At 46.6% G+C, this 20,900-nt stretch carries 20 protein-coding genes and 2 riboswitches; of the genes, 18 read left to right on the forward strand and 2 right to left on the reverse strand.

All coding sequences use genetic code 11. The features are described 5' to 3' along the window. The first annotated feature begins 152 nt into the window (after positions 1 to 152). The 6 genes from DESYODRAFT_RS12645 (at position 153) to DESYODRAFT_RS12670 (ending at position 5,668) form a co-directional block, all read left to right on the forward strand. Complete coding sequence (locus DESYODRAFT_RS12645) at positions 153 to 569, forward strand: PadR family transcriptional regulator (protein ID WP_007783608.1); 417 nt, start codon at positions 153 to 155, stop codon at positions 567 to 569. A gap of 98 nt (positions 570 to 667) precedes the next feature. Then, complete coding sequence (locus DESYODRAFT_RS12650) at positions 668 to 1,903, forward strand: ABC transporter substrate-binding protein (RefSeq protein WP_007783610.1); 1,236 nt, start codon at positions 668 to 670, stop codon at positions 1,901 to 1,903. 5 nt (positions 1,904 to 1,908) lie between these two features. Continuing rightward, positions 1,909 to 2,784: an ABC transporter permease gene (locus DESYODRAFT_RS12655; RefSeq protein WP_007783612.1), complete on the forward strand. Its 876-nt coding sequence runs from the start codon at positions 1,909 to 1,911 to the stop codon at positions 2,782 to 2,784. A 4-nt stretch (positions 2,785 to 2,788) separates the two neighbouring features. Beyond that, positions 2,789 to 3,595 (forward strand): ABC transporter permease, encoded by an 807-nt coding sequence (locus tag DESYODRAFT_RS12660; protein ID WP_007783613.1) that lies wholly within the window; start codon positions 2,789 to 2,791, stop codon positions 3,593 to 3,595. 8 nt (positions 3,596 to 3,603) lie between these two features. After that, entirely contained in the window at positions 3,604 to 4,635 is a 1,032-nt protein-coding gene (locus DESYODRAFT_RS12665) for an ABC transporter ATP-binding protein (protein WP_242833640.1), read from the forward strand. Then, positions 4,625 to 5,668, forward strand: a complete 1,044-nt coding sequence (locus DESYODRAFT_RS12670) for a hypothetical protein (RefSeq protein WP_007783616.1) — start codon at positions 4,625 to 4,627, stop codon at positions 5,666 to 5,668. Before DESYODRAFT_RS12665 ends, DESYODRAFT_RS12670 begins: the two co-directional genes overlap by 11 nt. A 396-nt stretch (positions 5,669 to 6,064) precedes the next feature. Here the strand turns inward: DESYODRAFT_RS12670 and DESYODRAFT_RS12675 are convergent, their stop codons facing one another. Next, on the reverse strand, positions 6,065 to 7,024 hold the full coding sequence (locus DESYODRAFT_RS12675; protein WP_007783618.1) for a helix-turn-helix transcriptional regulator: 960 nt from the start codon (positions 7,022 to 7,024) through the stop codon (positions 6,065 to 6,067). A 160-nt stretch (positions 7,025 to 7,184) separates the two neighbouring features. After that, positions 7,185 to 7,314, forward strand: a riboswitch (molybdenum cofactor riboswitch). Between the two features lie 103 nt (positions 7,315 to 7,417). On the opposite strand from DESYODRAFT_RS12675, the gene DESYODRAFT_RS12680 reads away from it, so the two are divergent. The 8 genes from DESYODRAFT_RS12680 (at position 7,418) to DESYODRAFT_RS12715 (ending at position 15,624) form a co-directional block, all read left to right on the forward strand. Then, positions 7,418 to 8,455, forward strand: coding sequence for a class I SAM-dependent methyltransferase (locus DESYODRAFT_RS12680; protein ID WP_007783619.1), 1,038 nt, complete (start codon positions 7,418 to 7,420; stop codon positions 8,453 to 8,455). 32 nt (positions 8,456 to 8,487) lie between these two features. After that, positions 8,488 to 9,510, forward strand: a complete 1,023-nt coding sequence (locus tag DESYODRAFT_RS12685; protein ID WP_007783620.1) for a FecCD family ABC transporter permease — start codon at positions 8,488 to 8,490, stop codon at positions 9,508 to 9,510. Continuing rightward, a complete protein-coding gene (locus DESYODRAFT_RS12690) occupies positions 9,510 to 10,307 on the forward strand; it encodes an ABC transporter ATP-binding protein (RefSeq protein WP_007783622.1) in 798 nt (265 codons plus the stop codon). The genes DESYODRAFT_RS12685 and DESYODRAFT_RS12690 overlap by 1 nt, the downstream gene beginning before the upstream one ends. 20 nt (positions 10,308 to 10,327) lie before the next feature. Further along, positions 10,328 to 11,401 carry an ABC transporter substrate-binding protein gene (locus DESYODRAFT_RS12695; RefSeq protein WP_007783624.1) on the forward strand — a complete coding sequence of 358 codons (1,074 nt, stop codon included), beginning with the start codon at positions 10,328 to 10,330 and terminating at the stop codon, positions 11,399 to 11,401. A gap of 278 nt (positions 11,402 to 11,679) precedes the next feature. Next, entirely contained in the window at positions 11,680 to 12,573 is an 894-nt protein-coding gene (locus DESYODRAFT_RS12700) for a DUF364 domain-containing protein (protein WP_007783627.1), read from the forward strand. Positions 12,574 to 12,894: 321 nt separating this feature from the next. Next, positions 12,895 to 14,091, forward strand: coding sequence for a molybdopterin molybdotransferase MoeA (locus DESYODRAFT_RS12705; protein WP_007783628.1), 1,197 nt, complete (start codon positions 12,895 to 12,897; stop codon positions 14,089 to 14,091). Between the two features lie 114 nt (positions 14,092 to 14,205). Then, the gene (locus DESYODRAFT_RS12710) at positions 14,206 to 15,306 is read left to right on the forward strand and encodes an XdhC family protein (RefSeq protein ID WP_007783631.1); all 1,101 of its coding nucleotides are present in this window, start codon (positions 14,206 to 14,208) and stop codon (positions 15,304 to 15,306) included. A gap of 111 nt (positions 15,307 to 15,417) precedes the next feature. Beyond that, positions 15,418 to 15,624, forward strand: a complete 207-nt coding sequence (locus tag DESYODRAFT_RS12715) for a TOBE domain-containing protein (protein WP_007783632.1) — start codon at positions 15,418 to 15,420, stop codon at positions 15,622 to 15,624. A gap of 129 nt (positions 15,625 to 15,753) precedes the next feature. Here DESYODRAFT_RS12715 and DESYODRAFT_RS12720 read toward each other — a convergent pair whose 3' ends face one another. Then, positions 15,754 to 16,332, reverse strand: a complete 579-nt coding sequence (locus DESYODRAFT_RS12720) for a Uma2 family endonuclease (protein ID WP_007783634.1) — start codon at positions 16,330 to 16,332, stop codon at positions 15,754 to 15,756. A gap of 313 nt (positions 16,333 to 16,645) precedes the next feature. Beyond that, positions 16,646 to 16,830: riboswitch (cobalamin riboswitch) on the forward strand. A 139-nt stretch (positions 16,831 to 16,969) separates the two neighbouring features. On the opposite strand from DESYODRAFT_RS12720, the gene DESYODRAFT_RS12725 reads away from it, so the two are divergent. Genes DESYODRAFT_RS12725 through DESYODRAFT_RS12740 form a run of 4 tightly spaced genes read left to right on the forward strand, consistent with a single transcriptional unit; the run spans position 16,970 to position 20,895 of the window. Next, complete coding sequence (locus DESYODRAFT_RS12725; protein ID WP_007783636.1) at positions 16,970 to 18,241, forward strand: bifunctional cobalt-precorrin-7 (C(5))-methyltransferase/cobalt-precorrin-6B (C(15))-methyltransferase; 1,272 nt, start codon at positions 16,970 to 16,972, stop codon at positions 18,239 to 18,241. Further along, positions 18,241 to 18,978 (forward strand): precorrin-2 C(20)-methyltransferase, encoded by a 738-nt coding sequence (gene cobI / locus DESYODRAFT_RS12730; protein WP_007783637.1) that lies wholly within the window; start codon positions 18,241 to 18,243, stop codon positions 18,976 to 18,978. Before DESYODRAFT_RS12725 ends, cobI begins: the two co-directional genes overlap by 1 nt. Continuing rightward, entirely contained in the window at positions 18,959 to 19,747 is a 789-nt protein-coding gene (cobM, locus tag DESYODRAFT_RS12735) for a precorrin-4 C(11)-methyltransferase (protein ID WP_007783638.1), read from the forward strand. The genes cobI and cobM overlap by 20 nt, the downstream gene beginning before the upstream one ends. Beyond that, entirely contained in the window at positions 19,744 to 20,895 is a 1,152-nt protein-coding gene (locus DESYODRAFT_RS12740) for a cobalt-precorrin 5A hydrolase (protein ID WP_007783639.1), read from the forward strand. Before cobM ends, DESYODRAFT_RS12740 begins: the two co-directional genes overlap by 4 nt. Positions 20,896 to 20,900 lie beyond the last annotated feature (5 nt).

The raw sequence follows: 20,900 nt of genomic DNA on the forward strand, positions 1-20,900 counted from the left end.
ATAATCTTATCATAAAGATTGGATTTTTACATAAAAACACAGGATACACTTTTGAGTCATCCTGGTATTGTAACCTGATTCGGATCAAGAAAAGCTTTAACATCGCAAAGTGTTTTCGGCGCGTGACGTGCTTGCGAAATGGAGGTGACTATATGATAGAAGATATGATTGAAAATGCTGATTGTCCATGCCATGGAACCAATCTTGAAAAGTTGATTCATCCGGCTATTCTTACGCTTTTAATGGCTGAAGAACTGCATGGGTACAGCATAGTGAAAAAACTGCCCGAAAACTGTATGCTGCAAGGCAGGAAACCTGATCCTTCCGGTGTTTACCGCTGCTTAAAGTCCATGGAACAGCAGGGGTATGTCACTTCTGTGTGGAATATATCGAATCCGGGACAAGCTAAAAGACTCTATAGAATAACGGATGATGGAATTAGATGCCTTCAAACTTGGATAAACACTCTAGAGGACTATTATCGCTCTTTGGGATTATTTCTGTCTTTTGCCAAAAATGCAGTGTTAAATAATACAGCAGACAATAATAAAGAAGATCATCCTCATTAAATCAACCTCGAATTTTTGAGTTATAAAAATGAAGGTACTTATTTTTGTGCTTTTTATCACTAAGAATCTTAGTTAACCATGTGAAAGGGTGAGGATGAATGAAAAAAGTCTTATCCATTGTAATGCTTTTGCTGCTTATTTTTAGTGGAATTGGGTGTTCACAGACACCGGTTCCGGCACCGTCCAGTCCCGAAATTCAAAGCTTTGAAAGTGTTTTAATCAAGGCCAAAGGTACGACGGTCAATTTCTACGGCTGGGGCGGAGATGAGCGAATTAACCGATGGATTGATACCCAGCTTGCGCCACACGTCAAAGAGAACTATGAGATAACCTTAAAAAGAGTCCCCATGGATATCGACCAGATCCTGAACAAGTTGCTCGGGGAAAAACAGGCGGATAAGAGCAAGGGCTCCATTGATATGGTCTGGATTAATGGAGAGAATTTCTATACCGCCATGAAAAACCAGCTGATCTATGGTCCGTTTACCCAGGAACTGCCAAACTACCAAAAATACATTGACCCTGATTCGAAAGAGGTTCAATATGATTTTGGCTATGAAATCAAAGGGTATGAAGCTCCTTATGGAAAAGCCCAATTCGTGCTGATCAATGATTCTGCCATAACCTCGGAAACCCCTAAGGATACTCAAGAGCTCCTTGGGTTTGCTAAGCAATACAAAGGAAAGGTTACCTATCCGGCCCCGCCCGATTTTACCGGAAGTGCCTTTGTCCGCAACATCATCTATGATATCGTCGGCTATGAAAACGTTGTCGGTATCGGGAACGATAAGGAAAAACTCAAAGCCGCGATTCAGCCAGCGATGGATTATCTTAAAGAATTAAGCCCTTACCTCTGGCAAGAAGGAAAAACCTATCCGTCTTCTATTGCTCAGGTGGACAACATGTTTGCGGACGGAGAACTGGTGATGACCATGTCCTACAATCCAAATTCAGTGGCCGGTATGATTGAGACCGGACAATTCAAGGAGACTGCCCGTTCCTTCATTTTTGATAAAGGGATGATTGGAAATACGCATTACCTGGCGATTCCCGCCAATGCTTCCAACCTTGAGGGGGCTCTGGTCGTGATTAATGCAATTTTAAGCCCTGAGATCCAGGCCTCAAAATATGATCCGAAAAATTGGGGAGATTTGCCGGTGCTTGATAATGCCAAGCTGAATTCTCAGGAAAAGGAACTTTTCAGCAAGATTCCTTTGGGCAAAGGAGTCATCCCGCAGGATCGGCTTCTATCCAAACGGCTTCCGGAGCTGCCGGCTGATTTGATTCCAGTCATCGAGGAAGTCTGGCAGTCCCAGATTCCCGGAAATAAATAGAAAAAATGCATTATTCGAGATTAAAGCCGTATCTGATGGTTCTCCCGGTCGTCGTATTTATGGGAGTCTTCATCTATGCTCTCTTGAACACCTTAGTCCAGAGTTTTGGCATTCTGCCTGCAGCCGGGTTAAATGAATGGACCTTATCCTATTATCAAGCCCTGCTTTTAAGGGGGGATTTGCTTCCCTCTTTATGGCTGAGTCTCTATTATTCCTCAGTCTCATCATTACTTGCCGTGTTCATGGGGGTTTTGATCAGTGCGCTGGCCGTCAGCAGCGGGTTCACCCGGATGAAAATCTTTCAGATCTTTAAAGTCCCGATCATTGTGCCCCATCTTGCGGCGGCGCTCCTGATTCTTAATCTCTTTTCCCAGAGCGGTATCATTTCGCGTGTCCTTTATCAGCTTAACTGGGTCCAAAGCCCCCAGCAATTCCCCGCCTTGCTCTTTGATCCCTATGCCTTGGGGATTATACTTGCCTACTTATGGAAGGAAGTCCCCTTTGTGATCATGATGGTAGTGACCATCATGGCAAAGATCGATGGTTCAATCGGGGAAGCGGCTGTCAATCTAGGGGCTTCCAAATTCAAAACCTTTCACAGCATTACTCTGCCCCTCTGCCTTCCTACCATCTACACATCCTTTCTGCTGGTTTTCGCGTACTCCTTCGGGGCCTTTGAGATTCCGTTTCTCTTGGGAATGACGTCACCGAAAGCCCTGCCCGTTTTAGCCTATCTCGAATATACCCATCCGGATCTGGCTCATCGTCCCTATGCGATGGCTTTGAACGGGGTTATGGTTGTTCTGTCGGTCATGCTGACCTATGTCTATTACCGGATTATCAAAGGAGACCGGCAGGTAAAGGCAGGTGGAGACTATTAATCATATGGCATTCAAGGTCCTGGCAAAGACCATTTTTTATAGCGCTATTTTTTCTGTGCTTTTGCCTTTAGGAATTCTTCTGATCTGGAGTTTCGCAGGGAGCTGGCCCTGGCCGAACCTCCTTCCCGAGACACTTTCAGCCAGGGTATGGGGTGAATTCTTTGGCGGTTATTCCGGCGCACTGCGGGTTCTCTTTTCCAGTATTCTGATCTCGATGGCAGCAGCCCTGGCCTCGATTCTGATCAGTATTCCTGCGGCCCGGGCGGTTGCTTTCTATAATTTTTGGGGGAAGGGTCTGATTCAGTTTATCATTCTTTTACCCGTGATCGTACCGGTAACCGCCTTTGCGATGGGCATCCAGATTTTGTTCATCCGCTTAAACCTAAGTGACACGGTGCCGGGAGTGATCATTGTGCATATCATTCTTTGTTTGCCCTATACCATGAAAATCCTGACGGAGGTCACCAAAGCCACAGGGCACAAGCTGGAGAGCCAGGCCCGGGTCCTCGGGGCGACACCCTTTCAGACCTTCCGCTATATCACCCTGCCTCTGGCGATGCCCGGAATTATTGCCGCCGGGAGTATGGCTTATATTATCTCCTTTAGTCAATACTTTTTAACGTTTTTAGTCGGAGGAGGAAAGGTGATCACCTTTTCGATGCTGATGTTTCCGTATATCCAAAGCGGGGACCGGACGATCTCTTCCGGTTACAGTATCTTATTTATAGCGACCTCTCTCCTGGTTTTTATCCTTTTTGAATCCTTAATGAAAAAATATTATCAGGTAAAAGAGGTTTACTTTTTTAACTAAGAGGGATAATGATGCATGAACTTTTCATCCGGAATTTACATGTCCGGTTATCCGGAAAAGAAATTTTAAAGGGAATTGATCTGAATATCCGAAAAGGTGAGTTTATCTCCCTGCTGGGTCCATCCGGCTGTGGGAAGACCACCTTGATAAAAACCATTGCCGGACTTTTGCCCATCGATTACGGAGAGATTTTTATCCGGGGGCAGAATGCCCAGCCCCTGGCCCCAGAAAAAAGAGGGACCGTGATTGTCTTTCAGGATTTGAGATTATTTCCCAACCTGAATGTGGTTGAGAATGTGGAATTCGGCCTGCGCGTGAGGGGGATTTCGAAGAGCTTAAGGCGGCAAAAAGCCATGAGTTTGCTGGAAAGGGTTGAAATGATCGGTTTTGAGAAACGACGAGTTAATGCCCTCTCCGGAGGCCAGAAACAACGGGTTGCCTTGGCGCGGGCGATTGCAGCCGAACCTTCTATTCTGCTGCTGGACGAACCATTTACCAGCCTGGATGTGCTTACTAAAGAAAAAATGATCGAATTGGTCCTCCGTCTCCATCAGGAGTTAACCATGACAACGGTTATGGTTACCCATGATCAACGGGATGCGCTGCTGATGTCCGCCCGGATTGCGGTTATGTCCGATGGACAGATTCTTCAGTATGACTTCGCCAAGAGGGTTTATGAAGCTCCGGCATCTCCTTATATTGCCGATTATTTTGGCAAAACCAATTATCTGGAAGGGACGGTTGCAGGAGGAATGTTTCGGAGCATGTTGGGTGAGTTCCCCGCGTCCTTGCCGGATGGACCTTACCGGATGATGCTTAGGCCCAATCATCTCCGGATTTTAACGAAACCGGGTGATTTTCAAATCTTAGCGGTCAGCTTTTTAGGAGATTGGTATAATGTTCTGCTCCGTTATCAGGATCAGGATTTTTGGGTGACAGCGGGTCCTGAAGTCGAGCTGACTGTCGGGGATCTGGTTAATCTGGAAATTGATTTTTCTAAAGGGGTATTCTACAAAAGGGAGATAAAAAATGCAATTTAATCAACGACTGATAGAAATCCTGGATAAAGTTCAGAATTATGAAAGCCTGACGAAAGAAGACTGTCTCCACTTGCTTAATTTCAAGGAAACATCCTTGGAAGCCTCAATGATCAGGACGGTGGCGGACCATCTTTCCAGGCAAAAGTCGGAAAATTCCGGAGTGATTATCGGGCAGATTGGGGTCGAAGTCTCGGAATGCGAGGGGAACTGCCGGTTCTGTGTTTTCGGAAAAGGGCATACTCAGTTTTCTCCAAGAAGGACAACGGATGAAGAGATTGCCTTGAAAGCACAAGAATTCGCGGGTCAAGGGGACTTGTATGGACTGTTCCTGATGACAATGCACTCCTATAACCTGGATGTCGTTTTAAATTCAGTTGAGATTGTCAAAAAGAATATCCCTGATCATACGCAGATCTGGGTGAATATCGGGGATGCCGATATCAAGACTTGGCAAGAATTAAAAAAAGCAGGTGTAAGAGGGGCTTATCATGTTAATCGCCTGAGGGAAGGCATCGATACAGATCTCAGTCCGAAGGTCAGGCGTTCGACCATGGAAGCCATTGTTGCCGCCGGCCTCGATTTATATACCTGCTGCGAACCCATTGGACCAGAGCACTCCAATGAAGAAATTATTGATAATTTCTTCATTGGAATTGAACTTGGCTGTTTTCAACATGCGGCTATGCGAAGGATAGCTGTACCGGGTGTTCCATTGTCTGTCCATGGACAAATTACGGAATTGAGACTGGCCCAGATTGTGGCGGTCATTACTTTAGCCACTTTAAATCTGAAGAGTTTGCGTTATATGTCCGTACATGAGCCTAACCAAGCGGGGTTATTAGCAGGAGCTAATGTTCTAACCGCTGAAAGCGGGGCCAACCCCCGGGATAATAACCTCGAAACCTCTAAAGGCAGGGGAGCTTCCATGGCAGAATGCCGAAAAATGCTCTTTGAGGCCGGATTTACCAGTCTTCGTCGGGGAGACGAGTCGATGGTCCCGCTTAATCTGGAAAATCTCATGCCGACAGATTAAGCAAATAAGTGTTGTTGTATTTAAGGATACACCCAGCCACAGGTTCACATCAGGTACTGCCCTGAGGTTTGGCACGAAAATGTCCGGTACGATAGTCTCCAGCGGAGAGTATCGCCGAAGCCGTGATCCCTTAAGGAATCCCTACCGGCGTAGGATACAGTTTCGCCGAAGCGGCTATCTCCAAAGAATACTTATCCGCTGAAGGTAACTCCCGCGCCGGTGAGTGGGCGAGCCTCGGAGTGCTGAGTTAACGGATGTGGGAGAAGCTGCCCGACCCAAAGGACCTATTTTCACTCATCAGTGGTGCCGCAAAGCGGCATGTGGGTCTGATAGTGCAAGAAAAGGCAACGGAGCCAGTTTGATTAAACTGACTTCGCTGCCTTTTTTAAGGCGTTCCTAGATTTCGGCCATGATCTCTCCCATACTAGATATGTCATACCCCCCAATTCCTATCACCTCATTGCGAAAAGAGGGGGATTTTAAGATACTCATTAAAGCCTGGAAATGTGTCCGCTCCAGATCTTCCTGGCGAATTACCAGATCATAGCGTTCTTTATGCAGCGGGATAAAATCAAGATTGACAAATTGCATGGCAACCTTTTCAATTCCTAAACCAACGTCTGCTTCACCGCGGGCGACTTTACTCGCTACGGCAAGGTGGGTCATTTCTTCCTCTCCATAACCAACAATATCCCGACTGCGAATCCCTAGAATCCTTAGCTGTTCATCTAACAGCACTCTTGCCCCGGACCCTCTTTCGCGGTTAATAAAACGAACCTTTGGTTTAGTCAGGTCACTCCAGGTGGTTACATTTTTGGGGTTACCTTTGGCAACATAAAAACCTTCCATTCGATAAACCAAATTTATGATATAGGTTGGGTGACCTGGCAACAGTCTGCGCACATAGGGAAGGTTATAGTCGTTGGTATCGCTGTCCCATAGGTGTGCAGTAACTGCATTGGCATGGCCGCGGTATAGGGCCATCAGCCCATCGATGCTGCCGATATAGCGGCGCAGGAAATGAACTTGCGGAAATTGTCTTTCCAGATAGCGGGTCAGAATGTCCAAGAGGATATCTTGCCCACAGATGACTAAGCCTTCATCCGAAGAAGGATTGTGGCTGAATCCCTGGGTTGGTGCAAAGGAGGGGGATGGGGTTGTTGCGGGGGAATCTAAGGGGGCGAGCCCTTTGGATTTTCGTTTGTAGCTCTCAATATCAGCACTCTCTATACGAACCTTGCGACCAACATGGTAAGCCATGAGCTCACCCCGCTTTATGAGCTCATACACTGTGAACTTGGAAATCCTAAGGATTTCTGCGACTTCTTCAGGCGTATAGGAAACATCATTAGCCATAGCGAACCTCCAGAAATTATTTATGAATATTATAATAATTAATCTTATATTGCCTATTTATTATAACATATTGTATAATGGCAATGAAGTTTGGTTTTGTTATGTCTAGTTAGTTTACGTTAGCTAGTACACACGCCGAACCTATTATATTTAAAAACTTAATCAATCATATCTCCGAGCCTGATCAACCTAACGAGAAATCTATGGTTGCCGGCCAGGGCTTTAAGCCCTCAGGGCGTAACCGGAAACGGGTATGCCTTCACATTTGAAAAGGAGGTGGCAGGCCTGGTAAGGTTTTATTTGGCGTGGCTCCACTTTCTTTGAGTGGGGCCATTTTGTACCCGTTGAGCGGTAATCGAAAATAAGTTTTATGTGGTGAAAGAGGGTTTAAGGATGGCAGTTGATAAGTTGGCAGATACGCAAATCCCCGAGGGACTGGAGGTCATTGAAAATTATATCAAGGCCTATAAATCGTTCCAGATATTAAAAACGGCCATCGATTCAAGATTGTTTGACTGGCTTGAGAAAATAGGGGGGAGTACGAGAGAGGAAATATCTCAGGGGGTCAAATTGCATGGCCTTTTCATGAAGGGATTTTTACAGTCACTTATTGAAATGGGCTTTCTCGTGCAATCAGGCAATCAATACAGGAATTCCGGTATTACAAGCACCCTGCTGACCCGTGATAAAGAGACATACCAGTGGTTAAGTTTAACCGCCGGCTTTGATTGGAAAGACTTGCTACCCCTCTTTCGTTCTAAAAACCCGGTGCTGGAATTGCGTTACGATAATGTTTTTCCCGAATATATTCAGGCCATGGCCAAACGTCCGTTAACAGGGGAACTTCAGGCTCTTACGCGTCACGTAGTAAACTGGCCCGGGTTCCGACAAAGCCAAAGGATCTTAGATATAGGCGGCTCCTTTGGACTATTCACTCTTGCCCTGTGCCAGGAAAATATCAATTTAGAGGGCTTGATTATTGAGGAACCGCTTCGGGTCGCCCATACTGCCAGGCTGATTGAGGATCAGGGTTTAGCAGACAGAGTTAAGGTCCATGAGGTTGATGATCTTCTGGAAATCAATCCGGAGCCTGATTTCGATGTGATTCTTATGGCCCACAAACTCTATGCTTATCGCCAGCAACTATCGCCCATGTTCTTGAAAATGTCCAATCTTTTAAAGCCAGGCGGACTGTTGGTTTCCAATCATTGGTTCTGTGGTCCGGGCTGCGAAGCTGAAGCCGACGGAATCAATGAACTGGACAAGGCCATACACAGCTTAGGGCATCCCATCTGTCATGTGGAAACCTTCGGCCGGTTTTTTAATGAGGCGGGAATTAAGCTGTTCAGCAGAGCTGATCTACCTGGCACGTATGGTGTATCTAAGCTGCACCTGGGCCAAAAGATGGAGAGGGTGCAAATAGATGTGTAAATGGATAGATAAGATGAAGGAGAAGTTCACCCTTGAGACTTAAGAGCAATGACTACTTTAGATTGAAAATAATTGCGCTGGTCTGCTTTACCATAGCGTTGTTTTTTGGATCGTTTTTGGTTGGACGATTTGCAATATCCCCCCTAACGGTTTTGCACATCATCCTTTCTAAATTCGCCGATATACCGCAGTACTGGGACACTACCCTCGATACGGTTGTTATGCAGGTGCGTCTGCCCAGGATTGTGCTTGGAATTTTAGTCGGGGGAGCTCTCTCGGTTGCCGGAGCTTCATATCAGACGCTGTTTAAAAATCCGATGGTATCTCCCGATATTTTAGGGGTTTCGGCAGGAGCAGCCTTTGGTGCGGCGCTGGCCATGATCAACAATGCCTCTTGGTGGCAGATCCAGCTGCTGGCTTTTCTTTTTGGGATTATCGCCGTAGCGGCCGCCTATACGATTGCTTATGTATTTGGAGGGAATACAATTACCGTGCTCATTTTGGCGGGGATTGTTGTTTCGAGCTTGTTTCAGTCGTTGCTCTCCATTGTAAAAACCCTGGCCGATACAGATAACGCGCTGCCGACCATTACTTATTGGCTGATGGGCAGTTTGGGCAAGGGCAAAAACGAGGATGTCTTAGTCATGCTGCCGACTCTGGCCCTATCCCTTTTCATGATCTATATTTTTCGCAGTCAGATCAATGTGTTGGCGGCGGGAGAAGATGAGGCGCGCACGATGGGAGTCAATGTTCCTTTGGTGAAGCTGGTAGTTGTTATCAGTTCGACGCTGATGACGGTCTCGGCAGTCAGTATTTGCGGGATTGTCGGCTGGGTTGGCATGGTCGTGCCGCATATTGCCCGAATGCTTACCGGAGCAAGTTTTTCTAAGCTGGCGGTTACTTCGTTTTTCATTGGCGGAACATTTTTGCTGATAATCGACAATGTTATTCGGGGGATCGAAGGGGTTGAACTGCCGCTTGGCGTGCTCACTGCTTTGGTTGGCACTCCAGTCTTCGTGCTATTGCTGTCCAGAGTCAGGAAAGGGTGGTCGTAGTGTTAACGGTGAAAGGGCTAAGTTTTTATTATCACCCGGACAGGATGATTTTGAAGGATATTTCCTTTACGTTGGCCAGTCATGACATTTTGTGCCTGCTTGGTCCCAACGGAACGGGCAAGACAACCCTGATTCGCTGCCTGCTTTCCCTTAATAAGATGAAGAGCGGAAGCATTGAGCTTGACGGGCAGGACTTAAAAAAATTATCCGCCAAAAACAGAGCGAAATTGATGGCCTATGTTCCCCAGGCTACAACCATGGCTTTCCCCTATGAAGCCAGAGAGGTCGTGCTTATGGGGCGTGTGACTCATCTGGCAACCGGTGGCAGTCCGACGAATAAGGACTGGGAGCTTGCTGATGAAGCCATGGAGCGGCTGGGAATTCTGCATATGAGCCGGTATTTGTTCAGTGAAATGAGCGGCGGCGAAAAACAGATGGTCTTGTTGGCCAGAGCCCTGACACAGCAGGCCAAAATTATGATTATGGATGAGCCGACCGCTAATCTCGATTACAGCAACCAGGTAAAAATGCTTCAAGTGATCAGGACTTTGGCCGGGCAAGGCTACTCAATTTTAATGACCTCGCACTTTCCCGACCATGCCTTCCTGGCCTGCAATAAGGCGGTTCTCATGCGCGATGGATTATTCATGGCGCAAGGACTCCCGGAGGATGTCGTAACGACCGAAAACCTGTCAAGGCTTTATGCCACACCTGTTTGCGTAACAACAGCAACCCTACACCCGCGGGACGAAGTAACCAAAGTATGTATCCCAATCATGAATCAAAACATCATATGAACGAAAAGGAGAAACGAAAAATGAAATCAACTAAAAAAATCCTGGCCCTGGTACTCCTGACTTTCTTTGTATTAGCCAGCTTGGCAGGATGCGGGCAGCAAGCGCCAAACGGGACAAATCCGCCCGAAAAGACCGCTGTTACTCAGACCGAGCGTACCGTAGTCGATATGGCAGGAAGGTCTGTCAAGATCCCTGCCGAGATCAAAAGCATTGCCACCTTTGGCTCTATCGGAGTGCTTAACGCCTTTGTAGAGACTTTAGGCGAGGGCAGCAAAATCGTCAATGAGGGAACGGCTTCTTTCACAAAAAGCGAACGATGGAATAAATATCAATACCTGTTTGCTCCGCAGCTGAAAAATGCTCCCGTACTTCAGGATGCCAACGGCGAGATTGTGATGGAAAAAGTTTTACAGATGAAGCCTGATCTATGCCTGGTTATGACCAAAGAAATGGCCGAACAGCTTGCCGCACAGGGGCAGAACGTTATTTACCTGTCCTGGGCCAAACAGGAAGATGTTAAGGCATGCATTACGCTGCTTGGCGAAGTGCTCAATAAGCAAGACGTTGCCAAGGACTACCTGGCCTATTTTGATAAAATTGTAGCGAAGGCGCAGGATCTGACCAAAAACCTCAAAGAAGCAGACAAGAAAAAAGTTGTCTACGGCAACCCAATCACCTATTCACAGCCTCATATTATTGCCGAATGGTGGATCAAAACCGCGGGCGGCATTAGTGTGACTGATAACGGCAGAACCACTGAAACTCTGACATACACATTGGAAGATCTGCTGAAATGGAGTCCTGATGTCATGTTGCTTTCAGACGTGGCACTCAAAAAAGATGTCCTGGCCGATAAGCGCTATGCCGATATTTCTGCAGTTAAAAATGGTCAGATCTATACCGTTCCGGGTGTTTCCCATATTTGGGGCAACCGTACGACCGAGCAGCCTCTGACAATTTTATGGACGATGAATAAGCTGTATCCGAATATCATGACGACCGAAGAATTAGGGAAAGAAATTTCCTATTTCTACAGTCACTTTTTCAAATATAATCTAAGTGACGAACAAATCAAGGAGATTATTGGTTCGTAATTATTCAGGTAATCAGCGGACTCGCTAAACTAAAGCCGGACCTCGGGACTTCGGTGACGAAAACTCCCGGTGGATGGTTTCGGCGAGCTGTTCTATCCGAACAGAAACACCAGGCGGCAAAGGTGGACTCTACCGCCTTCGCCGTCTGATTCACATATAGGGAGAGGCGGCCGTCGGTCCTCACGTCTATTCAAATCGTATAATTTGATTTTATGGAAATGTAAGCATGAAGTGGATAAAATAATAGAAAATTGGCCTAAGGGTGACAGGAGGAAACCATGGAGATCAGAAAGTTAACTAAGCAAGGTGAAGACGTTGATTCATTGGACTTAAGCCCAGGAGCTATCTTGCGGGAAACTCATGAACAGATCCAATCTGTTTTAGGCGAGGAAATAAACCAAATTACCTTGGAGCGGGTAGTTATTGGGTTGTTTTTTACGGGGGTAAAGCTCAGCAATGGCCTGGGCGGCATTTGCTTTACACCGATTAAAACAATTCCTGAAGCAGTTTGCTGCCCGAGTTCCGCTAAGGCCATGCCGAGCTCCGGACGATTAATAGGGACACCGGTTATGGAATTACTTCAAGGAATCTATAAAAGTAATTCGCTGCGTAAAGCCATCGGCATAGCTGTGCTTAATGCCTTAACCGAAACCTGTTGGCAAACGTTCCCGCCCCAAGATTATGAAGTTCAGAGCAACGTTGATGCCCTGGATGTGGTGGAAATTCCGGAAGAAGCCTATGTCGTTGTGGTCGGCGCTCTGGCCCCGTTTCTGAAGAAGCTAAAAAAGCGCGACAAGCCCTTCACAATTCTGGAAATGGACCCCTCGACCTTAAAACCGGATGAAATGCCTTTTTATGTACACGGCAGCCGTGCTGGGGAGATCATACCCCAAGCGGATGTTTTAGTGATTACGGGCACCACTTTGATTAATGATACGTTGGATGAGTTGCTCAAACTGGCCAAACCAAATGCTCATATTGTCGTCGTCGGACCGACAGCCAGCCTATTGCCGGAGGCCTTTTTCCGGCGTGGAGTGGATATTCTGGGCGGTATTTCCGTGACAAATCCCGACGAATTGTTGGACCTCCTGGCAGAGGCCGGCTCAGGCTATCATTTTTTTGGCAAATCCGCAGACCGGACGGTAATAAGGAGAATTGAGGAGGACGGTTGATCAAGTCAGCCACAAACCCATTTACAAACATCAGAGGTCAATCCTACACCCGGATAGTTAGCGGGTGTAGGATTTTTTTGATCTTAATAGGGTTTGGCATGTTTGGCTTCTTGAAATGAAGATAGCCAAGGAGATGAAAATAGAGATTTAGCTTGGCAATCTGGCGTGGCAATTGAGGTCCATTTAAATCTTTTAGCCGGGTTAATAAGTAATTGGTCATAAATACCAACACTTCCATCATAGGCTAATATAAACTAACGTAAGCTATCTGGACCTAAAAGTCATATAAGAAAAAATTAATTACCTGGAAAGGATATATGGATGAAAAAACCAGAACACCCACGGACATCACGGCAGGAAGCACTACGGCTTATCCTTGCTAGATCCCATTTTCAGCCCCGTGTGGAAAGGATTCCTGTACGAGAGGCTCTGAGAAGAGTCACAGCGCAAGAAACCCTTGCGGTAAATACCTTGCCGAACAGCCCTGTCAGCAGCATGGACGGTATTGCCCTTAAATCTGCAAATCTTAATGGCGGGATTCCCGCTACGGACCAGTGGCAAAACGGGGTGGATTTCGTCATCAGCAATACCGGAGTTGGAATCCCGGAGGATTTTGACACAGTAGTACTTATTGAAGATGTGGAAATTGATGAAACAGGGAAATTACGGATCTTAAATATCCCCCAGCCTGGTCAGAATGTCCGGCCCATCGGTGGAATAATGCAGGCCGGCGAGGTATTGGTTCCCGCATATTGTTGTCTTGGCCCGCTGCAACTTGGACTTTTGTCAACGGGTGGTGTCGATGAGGTGGCTGTCCTGGCTAAACCCAGAGTAGCTATTCTTCCTACCGGGAATGAATTAGTACCTGTCGGATACCGGCCGCCGCGCGGTAAAAATGTAGAGTCTAACGGGATAATGATGGAAGCTCAAATAAAAATCATGGGTGGAGAACCACGACTTTATCCTATTACCCGTGATAACCCTGATGAATTGGTTAGGGTGATTCAGGATGCTTTAGCCTGGGCAGACATAGTTATTCTTAATGGGGGATCCTCCAAAGGCAGTGATGACCGGGCCATTGAGGTGTTGGAAACCGTCGGCGAAATCCTGGTCTATGAAATAGCTTATGGTCCGGGCAAGCATACTACCTTGACCATAGCCGGCTCTAAACCTATTGTAGGCGCGGTTGGACCGACCATGGGCGCCGCATGTGCCGTTGAATGGTATGTAGGACCGCTGATCGACAAATATTTTTCTCAGCCAAGGATTGAACCCAGGCGATTAAAGGTGAAGCTGCTGGATGATATTCTTGGGCCAATACCCTTTGCCTGGCTGGAAGTACAGAAAACCGGCGGATCTTATGTAGCCAGACCAATAGGACGCTTTGCTTCTATGTCCAGGCTGATTCGATCCAACGCCACTCTCAGTACACCAGGAAAGAGTAAAGGATATAAGGCAGGGGAAATTGTGGAAGTGGAATTGCGCTATTCGCCGGAATGGAATAGGCAGCTATTTTAATTCCTGGAAATGTATTGCTCGGATCAATAGACCTTATTTCCCGACATTCAAAGGAGAGAAACGAAAGATGCCTTTACATGAGCTTTGGAAGGCTGATCTAGGAGGACAAGATTGATGGAAAAAGAGATATACCTCGGGCTGAAAAAGGTATTTGATCAGAGCTTGGAGGCTGCCTTGATTACTGTAATCAGTGTGTTGGGGTCAACTCCTCGCAAGTCCGGAGCAAAAATGCTGGTTTTTCCTGACGGAACGGCAATTGGAACCATCGGTGGCGGATGTGGCGAGGCCGAGGCCAGGCGGGAGGCGTTTAGTGTTATAGATTCATACACACCTATCAGGCATTCTTTAAATATGACGGCGGACATTGCCCAAGAGGAAGGAATGGTCTGCGGAGGGGTCATGGAATTATTCATTGACTATTTGGGTCCTCAAAGTGATAGGGAACAGATCAATCTACGGAAAGATTATCTGTCAGCTTTAGAGAATAATAGAAATCCCCTGCTGGTAACAGTGATTGAAGCGACTGCGGAAGGATTGCTGGGGAGAAAGCTGTTCATTAAGAATAACGGAGACATTTTCGGCGATCTTGGTTTAGAAAAGCTGAACAGAGCTGCTATAGATAGTGCCAAAATAAGTCTCGGAAGAAGCCAACCCTTACTAATTAGTTTGGATTCTGAGTTCAAGCAATGTGAAACCTCAGTGACAAAAGCGGCTTTCCGGTTGCTGATTGAGCCTCCGGCGACGGTGGTGGAATTGTTGATTCTAGGTGCGGGGCATATCGCAGTCCCCCTGGCAGCGATGGCGAAAATGGTTGGGTATGAGGTTACGGTGGTCGATGATCGTCCATCCTTTGCTAACTCTGCCCGCTTTAGCACCTGTGATACCATTATCTGTGACGATTTTGAACGGGCAATTGAAGCTATAACTATAAATCCGCAGACGTATATCGTGATTATTACAAGGGGGCATCGCCATGACAAAATATGCCTGCGGAAAGTGATTGATCAGCCGGCCGCCTATATCGGGATGATTGGCAGCCGCAAAAGGGTTAAAGCCATAAAAGCTGACTTGGAGGAAGAGGGAGTCTCCAGCGAATCGTTAGAAAAACTGTATTCACCCATCGGTCTGAAAATCGGAGCAGAGACTCCTGAAGAAATAGCCGTAAGCATTCTCAGTCAGTTAATTAATGTACAGAAAAGGACAATTGAATCGTAGAAATACTCAGGAGTTATGTAAAAATGGTTTTGTGTATGTAAAATTTTGGTTTGGTCATACTAACGTATGTCGCTTGGCTGCGATCATACTTGTGTGGCGGAGGTGATACATATGCAATTATCAACGAGAAATCAGCTTAAAGGGACAATTAAGGAAATAAAGAAAGGTCCGGTATCGACTGAAGTGATTATAGACGTTAGTGCACCAGCTGAAGTAGTCGCTTCAATTACCACTGGGTCGGCAGATTCGATGGGATTAAAAGTTGGAGAGGACGTCACCGCTCTTGTTAAAGCAAGTTCTGTTATGATCATGAAATAATGGAGTCAGGTCACAAGATTGATAGACTGCATAGTTAAATGGCAATGGGAAAACGCGAACAAACCTTTCGTGCTATCGCAGTCGAAAGGTTTGTTATTTTCATAATTTTAAGGAGACCGGAGCATAGTCTTAGGAAAAAACATCTTGAAGTTCGATAATAAGGTCTGCGAAAATACCTACGATCATTGAATCTTGTTCGGTATACACTTCCGGTCTGGAGTATTTACCCTCATTTGTAAGATGAAACACAGCTAAAGTGTTTTGCTCCGGATATACGATCCAGTACTCTAGAATACCTGCACGCTCATACAGGTTGAATTTTTCTTTAAGGTCTTTTTGAAAGGTGGAGGGGGAAGTAATCTCAACAACCAGATCAGGGCTGCCTTGACACCCACGATCATCCAATTTATTCTTGTCATATACCACGACAATATCCGGCTGAACAACGGTAGAAATCTGTTCGTCACTCTCTTGCATTTGGGGCAGGCGTACATCGAAAGGCGCAGCGTAAACCCGGCAAGGTTTGCCTTTTAAATAATTATTAAATAGTGTATGCAGCTGACCGGAGATCTCCTGATGCTTGCGCGAAGGGGCAGGGGTCATATTGTAGGCTATACCATTCAGCAATTCCCAGCGTTCATCTTCGGGCCATGTGAGGTAATCCCCGTACGTGAACCTTTGTTTTGAGGGCGGCAGACTCTTAGCCAAGGAGATACCCCCTTTTTTAACATTTGTTTCCTAACGTTAATTTAACACATCATCCAGTTCGGAACAAGAATGATGGATACAACTTACGGACTGAATAATGTTTATAGCAAATTCTAAAAGGATCAGATTATGATTATAACCAAAAGCACAAACCTTTAGGAATAACGGATAGTTGTGAAGGACGTTAATTCTGAATGTTTACAGGAATGTCTCATTAATCACAATTTTTTTATAGATTATCCTATTTGAAAAAGAGGAATTTAGTATATACTTATAGAATATACAACTATCAGTCGAATAACCAGTCATGAATTTAATATTGTCGTCTTAAGGTTCCTTATGCAAGAGAGGATCAAAAAGGGGAAGTCGGTGAAAATCCGATGCGGTCCCGCCACTGTAAACAAGGAGTTCTCTTCAGAAATCCGACGATCAAATTACGGATGAGGGAAGAGAATGATGATATGAAGCCAGAAAGCCTGCCTTAAGTAACATCACAAACCTACGAGCGATGGGAGATGTGTGTGTTTATAAAGGTAAACCATACGAGCTGCTCAGGCTCGTTTTTTTAATGCCCATACTATTAGGAAGGATTCTCTAATTTCTGAAACAACGACAAATTATGGAAGAGGAGTAATGTATGCTACAGGTCATTGGTATCGGCCCCGGAAGGCCGGAATGGTTGCCCCCTGCAATTTACGAACTTGTAAAAAACTGCGAGATTTTAATCGGTGGGTCCAGGGCTCTTGAACTCTTTCCGGATTTCGCAGGACGCCGGTATACTCTATCCGGTAACCTGGCCAGCAGTGTCGAAGTTATTCGGAGTGCACTTCTTGAAAAGAAAATGGTCGGGGTACTTGTTTCCGGCGACCCTGGGTTTTTTAGTTTTTTACCCAGATTAAAGAGGGAATTTCCAGAAGAGCGAATCGATGTCCATCCTGGAATCAGTTCTCTGCAATTTGCTTTTGCCAGAGCGGAGCTTCCCTGGCAAGAGGCGACGTTTGCCAGTGTTCATGGCCGGGAGTTATCCGTACTTCCGCAAGTGATAACTCATCCAACAGCGGTTTTAACCGGCGGGGAAAATACCCCTCAGAAAATTGCCCAACTCTACTTGGACCGCGGCTCTAATCCAATCATATCCATCGGGAATGCCCTTGCTTATCCGGAGGAATTTTGGGCGACAATGGATGCCGTGCAATTAGCTCAGGAAACGACCTTGTTAAAGAATGCAATTGTTATTCTTCATCCTGCCGGCGGGCAGGATAGCGATCCTTCGTTCAATCAGGCTGGAAATCAGCATCCCCAGTCCCTTAAGTATTCTACCAAAAAAGCTCCCGGGTCCAGGCTGGGAATACCAGATGAAGAGTTTCTGCGGGGCAAGGTTCCCATGACCAAGTCTGAAATTCGTGTGCAAGTACTCGCCAAAGCCCAAATTTCGAAACAAGACTGTGTCGTGGATATTGGGGCGGGTACAGGGAGCATTAGTATTGAAGCCGCAGGTCTGGCATCTGAAGGGGTCGTTTATGCCATCGAACATAATCCTGAGGCTCAAGAACTCATTCTTGCCAATCAACATAAGTTTGACGTCTCAAATCTCCGCTTGATTCGTGGGGCGGCACCTAATGTTTTCCCTGAGCTGCCTCCCGTCGATGTCTGTATTATTGGCGGGAGTAATGGGCGTTTAGCGGAAATTCTGAAGACCCTTCCCCTTGTTGAAGGGGGAAGAATCGTGATCACTGCAGTTACGATCGAAACTGTTGCTCAAGGCTTAAAATTTCTCACAGACTTTAATTATCAGGATATTGACACCGTGTCAATTCAAGCAGTTCGCTGGAAAGCAGTTCAAGATTTGCATATGGCACAAGCCTTAAATCCAATCTTTATAATCTCAGCACGAAAAGGGGAAAAGTGATGAATACAACTTGGGGAAAATTCTATGGAGTCGGAGTCGGCCCCGGCGACCCTCAGCTCCTGACCTTGCAAGCCGTTAATGTCCTTCAGTCGGTTGATCTGGTAGCTATCCCAAAATCCAAGCTGGACCGGGAAAGTGTAGCCTGGGATATCGCTAAAACTCATTGTCCCGCCAATGTCCGGCTGGTCGAACTTGAAATGCCCATGACCTCGGATCAGCAAGTTTTAGCAAAGGCTTGGCTGGATGGAGCCCAAACTATCTTAGCTGAATTGAAGCAGGGAAGATCTGTGGCCTTTATTACACTGGGTGATCCTTCCCTTTACAGTACTTACAGTTACTTGCTGAACAATCTCCAGGATGAATTGCCCCAGGAGTGTATTGTCACGGTACCTGGGATCACAGCTATGGCAGCTGCAGCGGCTCGAATCAACTTGCCCCTTGCCACAGGGGATGAACCTCTCCTGGTTTTGCCAAGTACCGAAGATGTGGGAGAATATCTTGATTTCCCTAATTTGGTCTTAATGAAAGTCTCCCGAAGGCTGCCGGCAATGCTGACTCTTCTTGAAGAACGCGATAGAAAAGCAGTCTTGTTAACCCGCCTGGGACAATCCGAAGAGAAGATCCGCTGGGAACCTAACCCTAAGGATTTCCAATCCGAAAAAATCGATTATCTTAGTTTACTGCTGGTTAAAAAAGATTTATTAGGGAGGGGTAACAGTGAACCAGAAAAAAACTAACGGCCAGGTCATCTTCGTCGGTGCCGGTCCGGGAGATCCTGAACTGATTACCATTAAAGGATCCCGTGCCTTGGAGCAAGCGGACCGCGTGATTTATGCCGGGTCTCTGGTTAACCCGAAATTACTGGAACTTTGTCGTCCGGGAACTCCTTTCCATGACAGCGCCCATCTCACCCTTGAAGAAGTGGCCGCTTTGATGCTTGAGGGAAGCAAAAATGGAGAAACAGTTGTCCGTCTCCATACAGGAGATCCCAGCATGTATGGAGCTATTAAGGAACAATTCGAATATCTGGATAAGCAAGAAATACCCTATTCCGTCATACCGGGGGTCAGTTCGGTTTTTGCCGCCGCTGCAGCGGTTAAGCGTGAATTTACCCTGCCGGATATCAGCCAGACCTTGATTCTCACGCGCTTAGCCGGACGTACTCCGGTTCCGGAGCGTGAAGCCCTTGCCAAATTAGCCAAACATCAAGCCAGTATGGCGATTTTCCTAAGTGTTCAGGATATGGGATCTGTGGTAAAGGAGTTAATGGAAGGCGGGTATCCTGCCTCAACCCCCATTGCAGTCGTTGCCAAAGCAAGCTGGCCGGACGAAGAGGTTCTTCTGGGAACCCTCGAAACCATCGTAGAGAAAGTCAAAGAGGCTGGGATTCGTAAACAGGCTCAAATCTTAGTTGGGGATTTCCTGGATCCGGCGCGGGGATATGCCCGTTCGAAGCTCTATGATCCAACCTTTACCCACGAATACCGGCAAGGGACAGAGACGTGAAATCGGACGTAAATCTAAAATCAAAGGCAGCTCTTATATCGCTGACGGACCGCGGCTTAGATACGATCCTGCGTATTGGAGAGATTCTGCCGGATACCCTTGTTCCAGCGTTTTATGTTCATGAAAAAGCAGTTGGGCCAAGAGACAATCCCGGTGAGCCAAAACAGGGACAATTACAGCAAACTCAGTTAAATAAAACTACAAACTTTGATATCCAATACGAATCTTTTTCCCGTTTGAGCGATATTGTCCCGCATCTGTGGCAAGAGTTTTCCGTTCTCATCTTTGTCATGGCTACAGGAATTGTCGTGCGTCAGATCGCATCCTTAATAGAAGGTAAAGATCGGGACCCGGCAGTGCTTGTCTTAGATGAAACAGGGAAATTCGTCATTCCTTTGCTTTCAGGGCATTTAGGCGGTGCCAATGCCTGGGCCGCTCTAATCTCTGATCGGATTGGGGCAGTGCCTGTTATTACGACAGCTACGGATGGGCGAGGGATGGTGGCACCGGACGAGTACGCCCGCAGGTATGGCTGGAAAGTTGAACCTGTCCGGCATTTGCCGGCGGTCAACCGTTTGCTTTTGGAGCAAAAGCTCCTCACTGTTCGGGCAAATTATCCTTTGCAGCCGGAGCATGATGCGTGGCTGAAGGATCCGTATTATCGTTTCTTGTCTGAAAATGAAAACGATCATGCGAACATTATTATCGATGTTTTTCCCAAGTCAGCTATTCAGCCGGATTCCCTGTATTTAATACCGCCAATTTTAAGTGTCGGGGTAGGATGCCGGCGAGGGGTGGCCAAGGAAGTCATTCTGGAACGGATTACGACAGCAGTAGAACAGCTTGGCGCTTCCCTCAAGGGAATCTCAGGAATTTATAGTATTGACCTTAAATCCGATGAAGTGGGCCTGATTGAAGCGGCTAAATCCTTGAGGGTCCCTTTCAAAACCTTTCCAGCGGATGAATTGCAATCCGTTAATCGTCAAGAACAGTTGAGTCGATCAAACTTTGTAAGCGAAAAGATAGGAGTGGACGGTGTATGCGAAGCAGCGAGTTTACTGGGAGCCAAAATGGGACGGCTGGTCCTGCCGAAAACCAAGGGGCAGGGGGTCACAGTGGCGATCAGCATAGAAAACTCTTTGTTGTAGGCCTC

It is taken from the genome of Desulfosporosinus youngiae DSM 17734 (assembly GCF_000244895.1).
GTDB lineage: Bacteria > Bacillota > Desulfitobacteriia > Desulfitobacteriales > Desulfitobacteriaceae > Desulfosporosinus > Desulfosporosinus youngiae.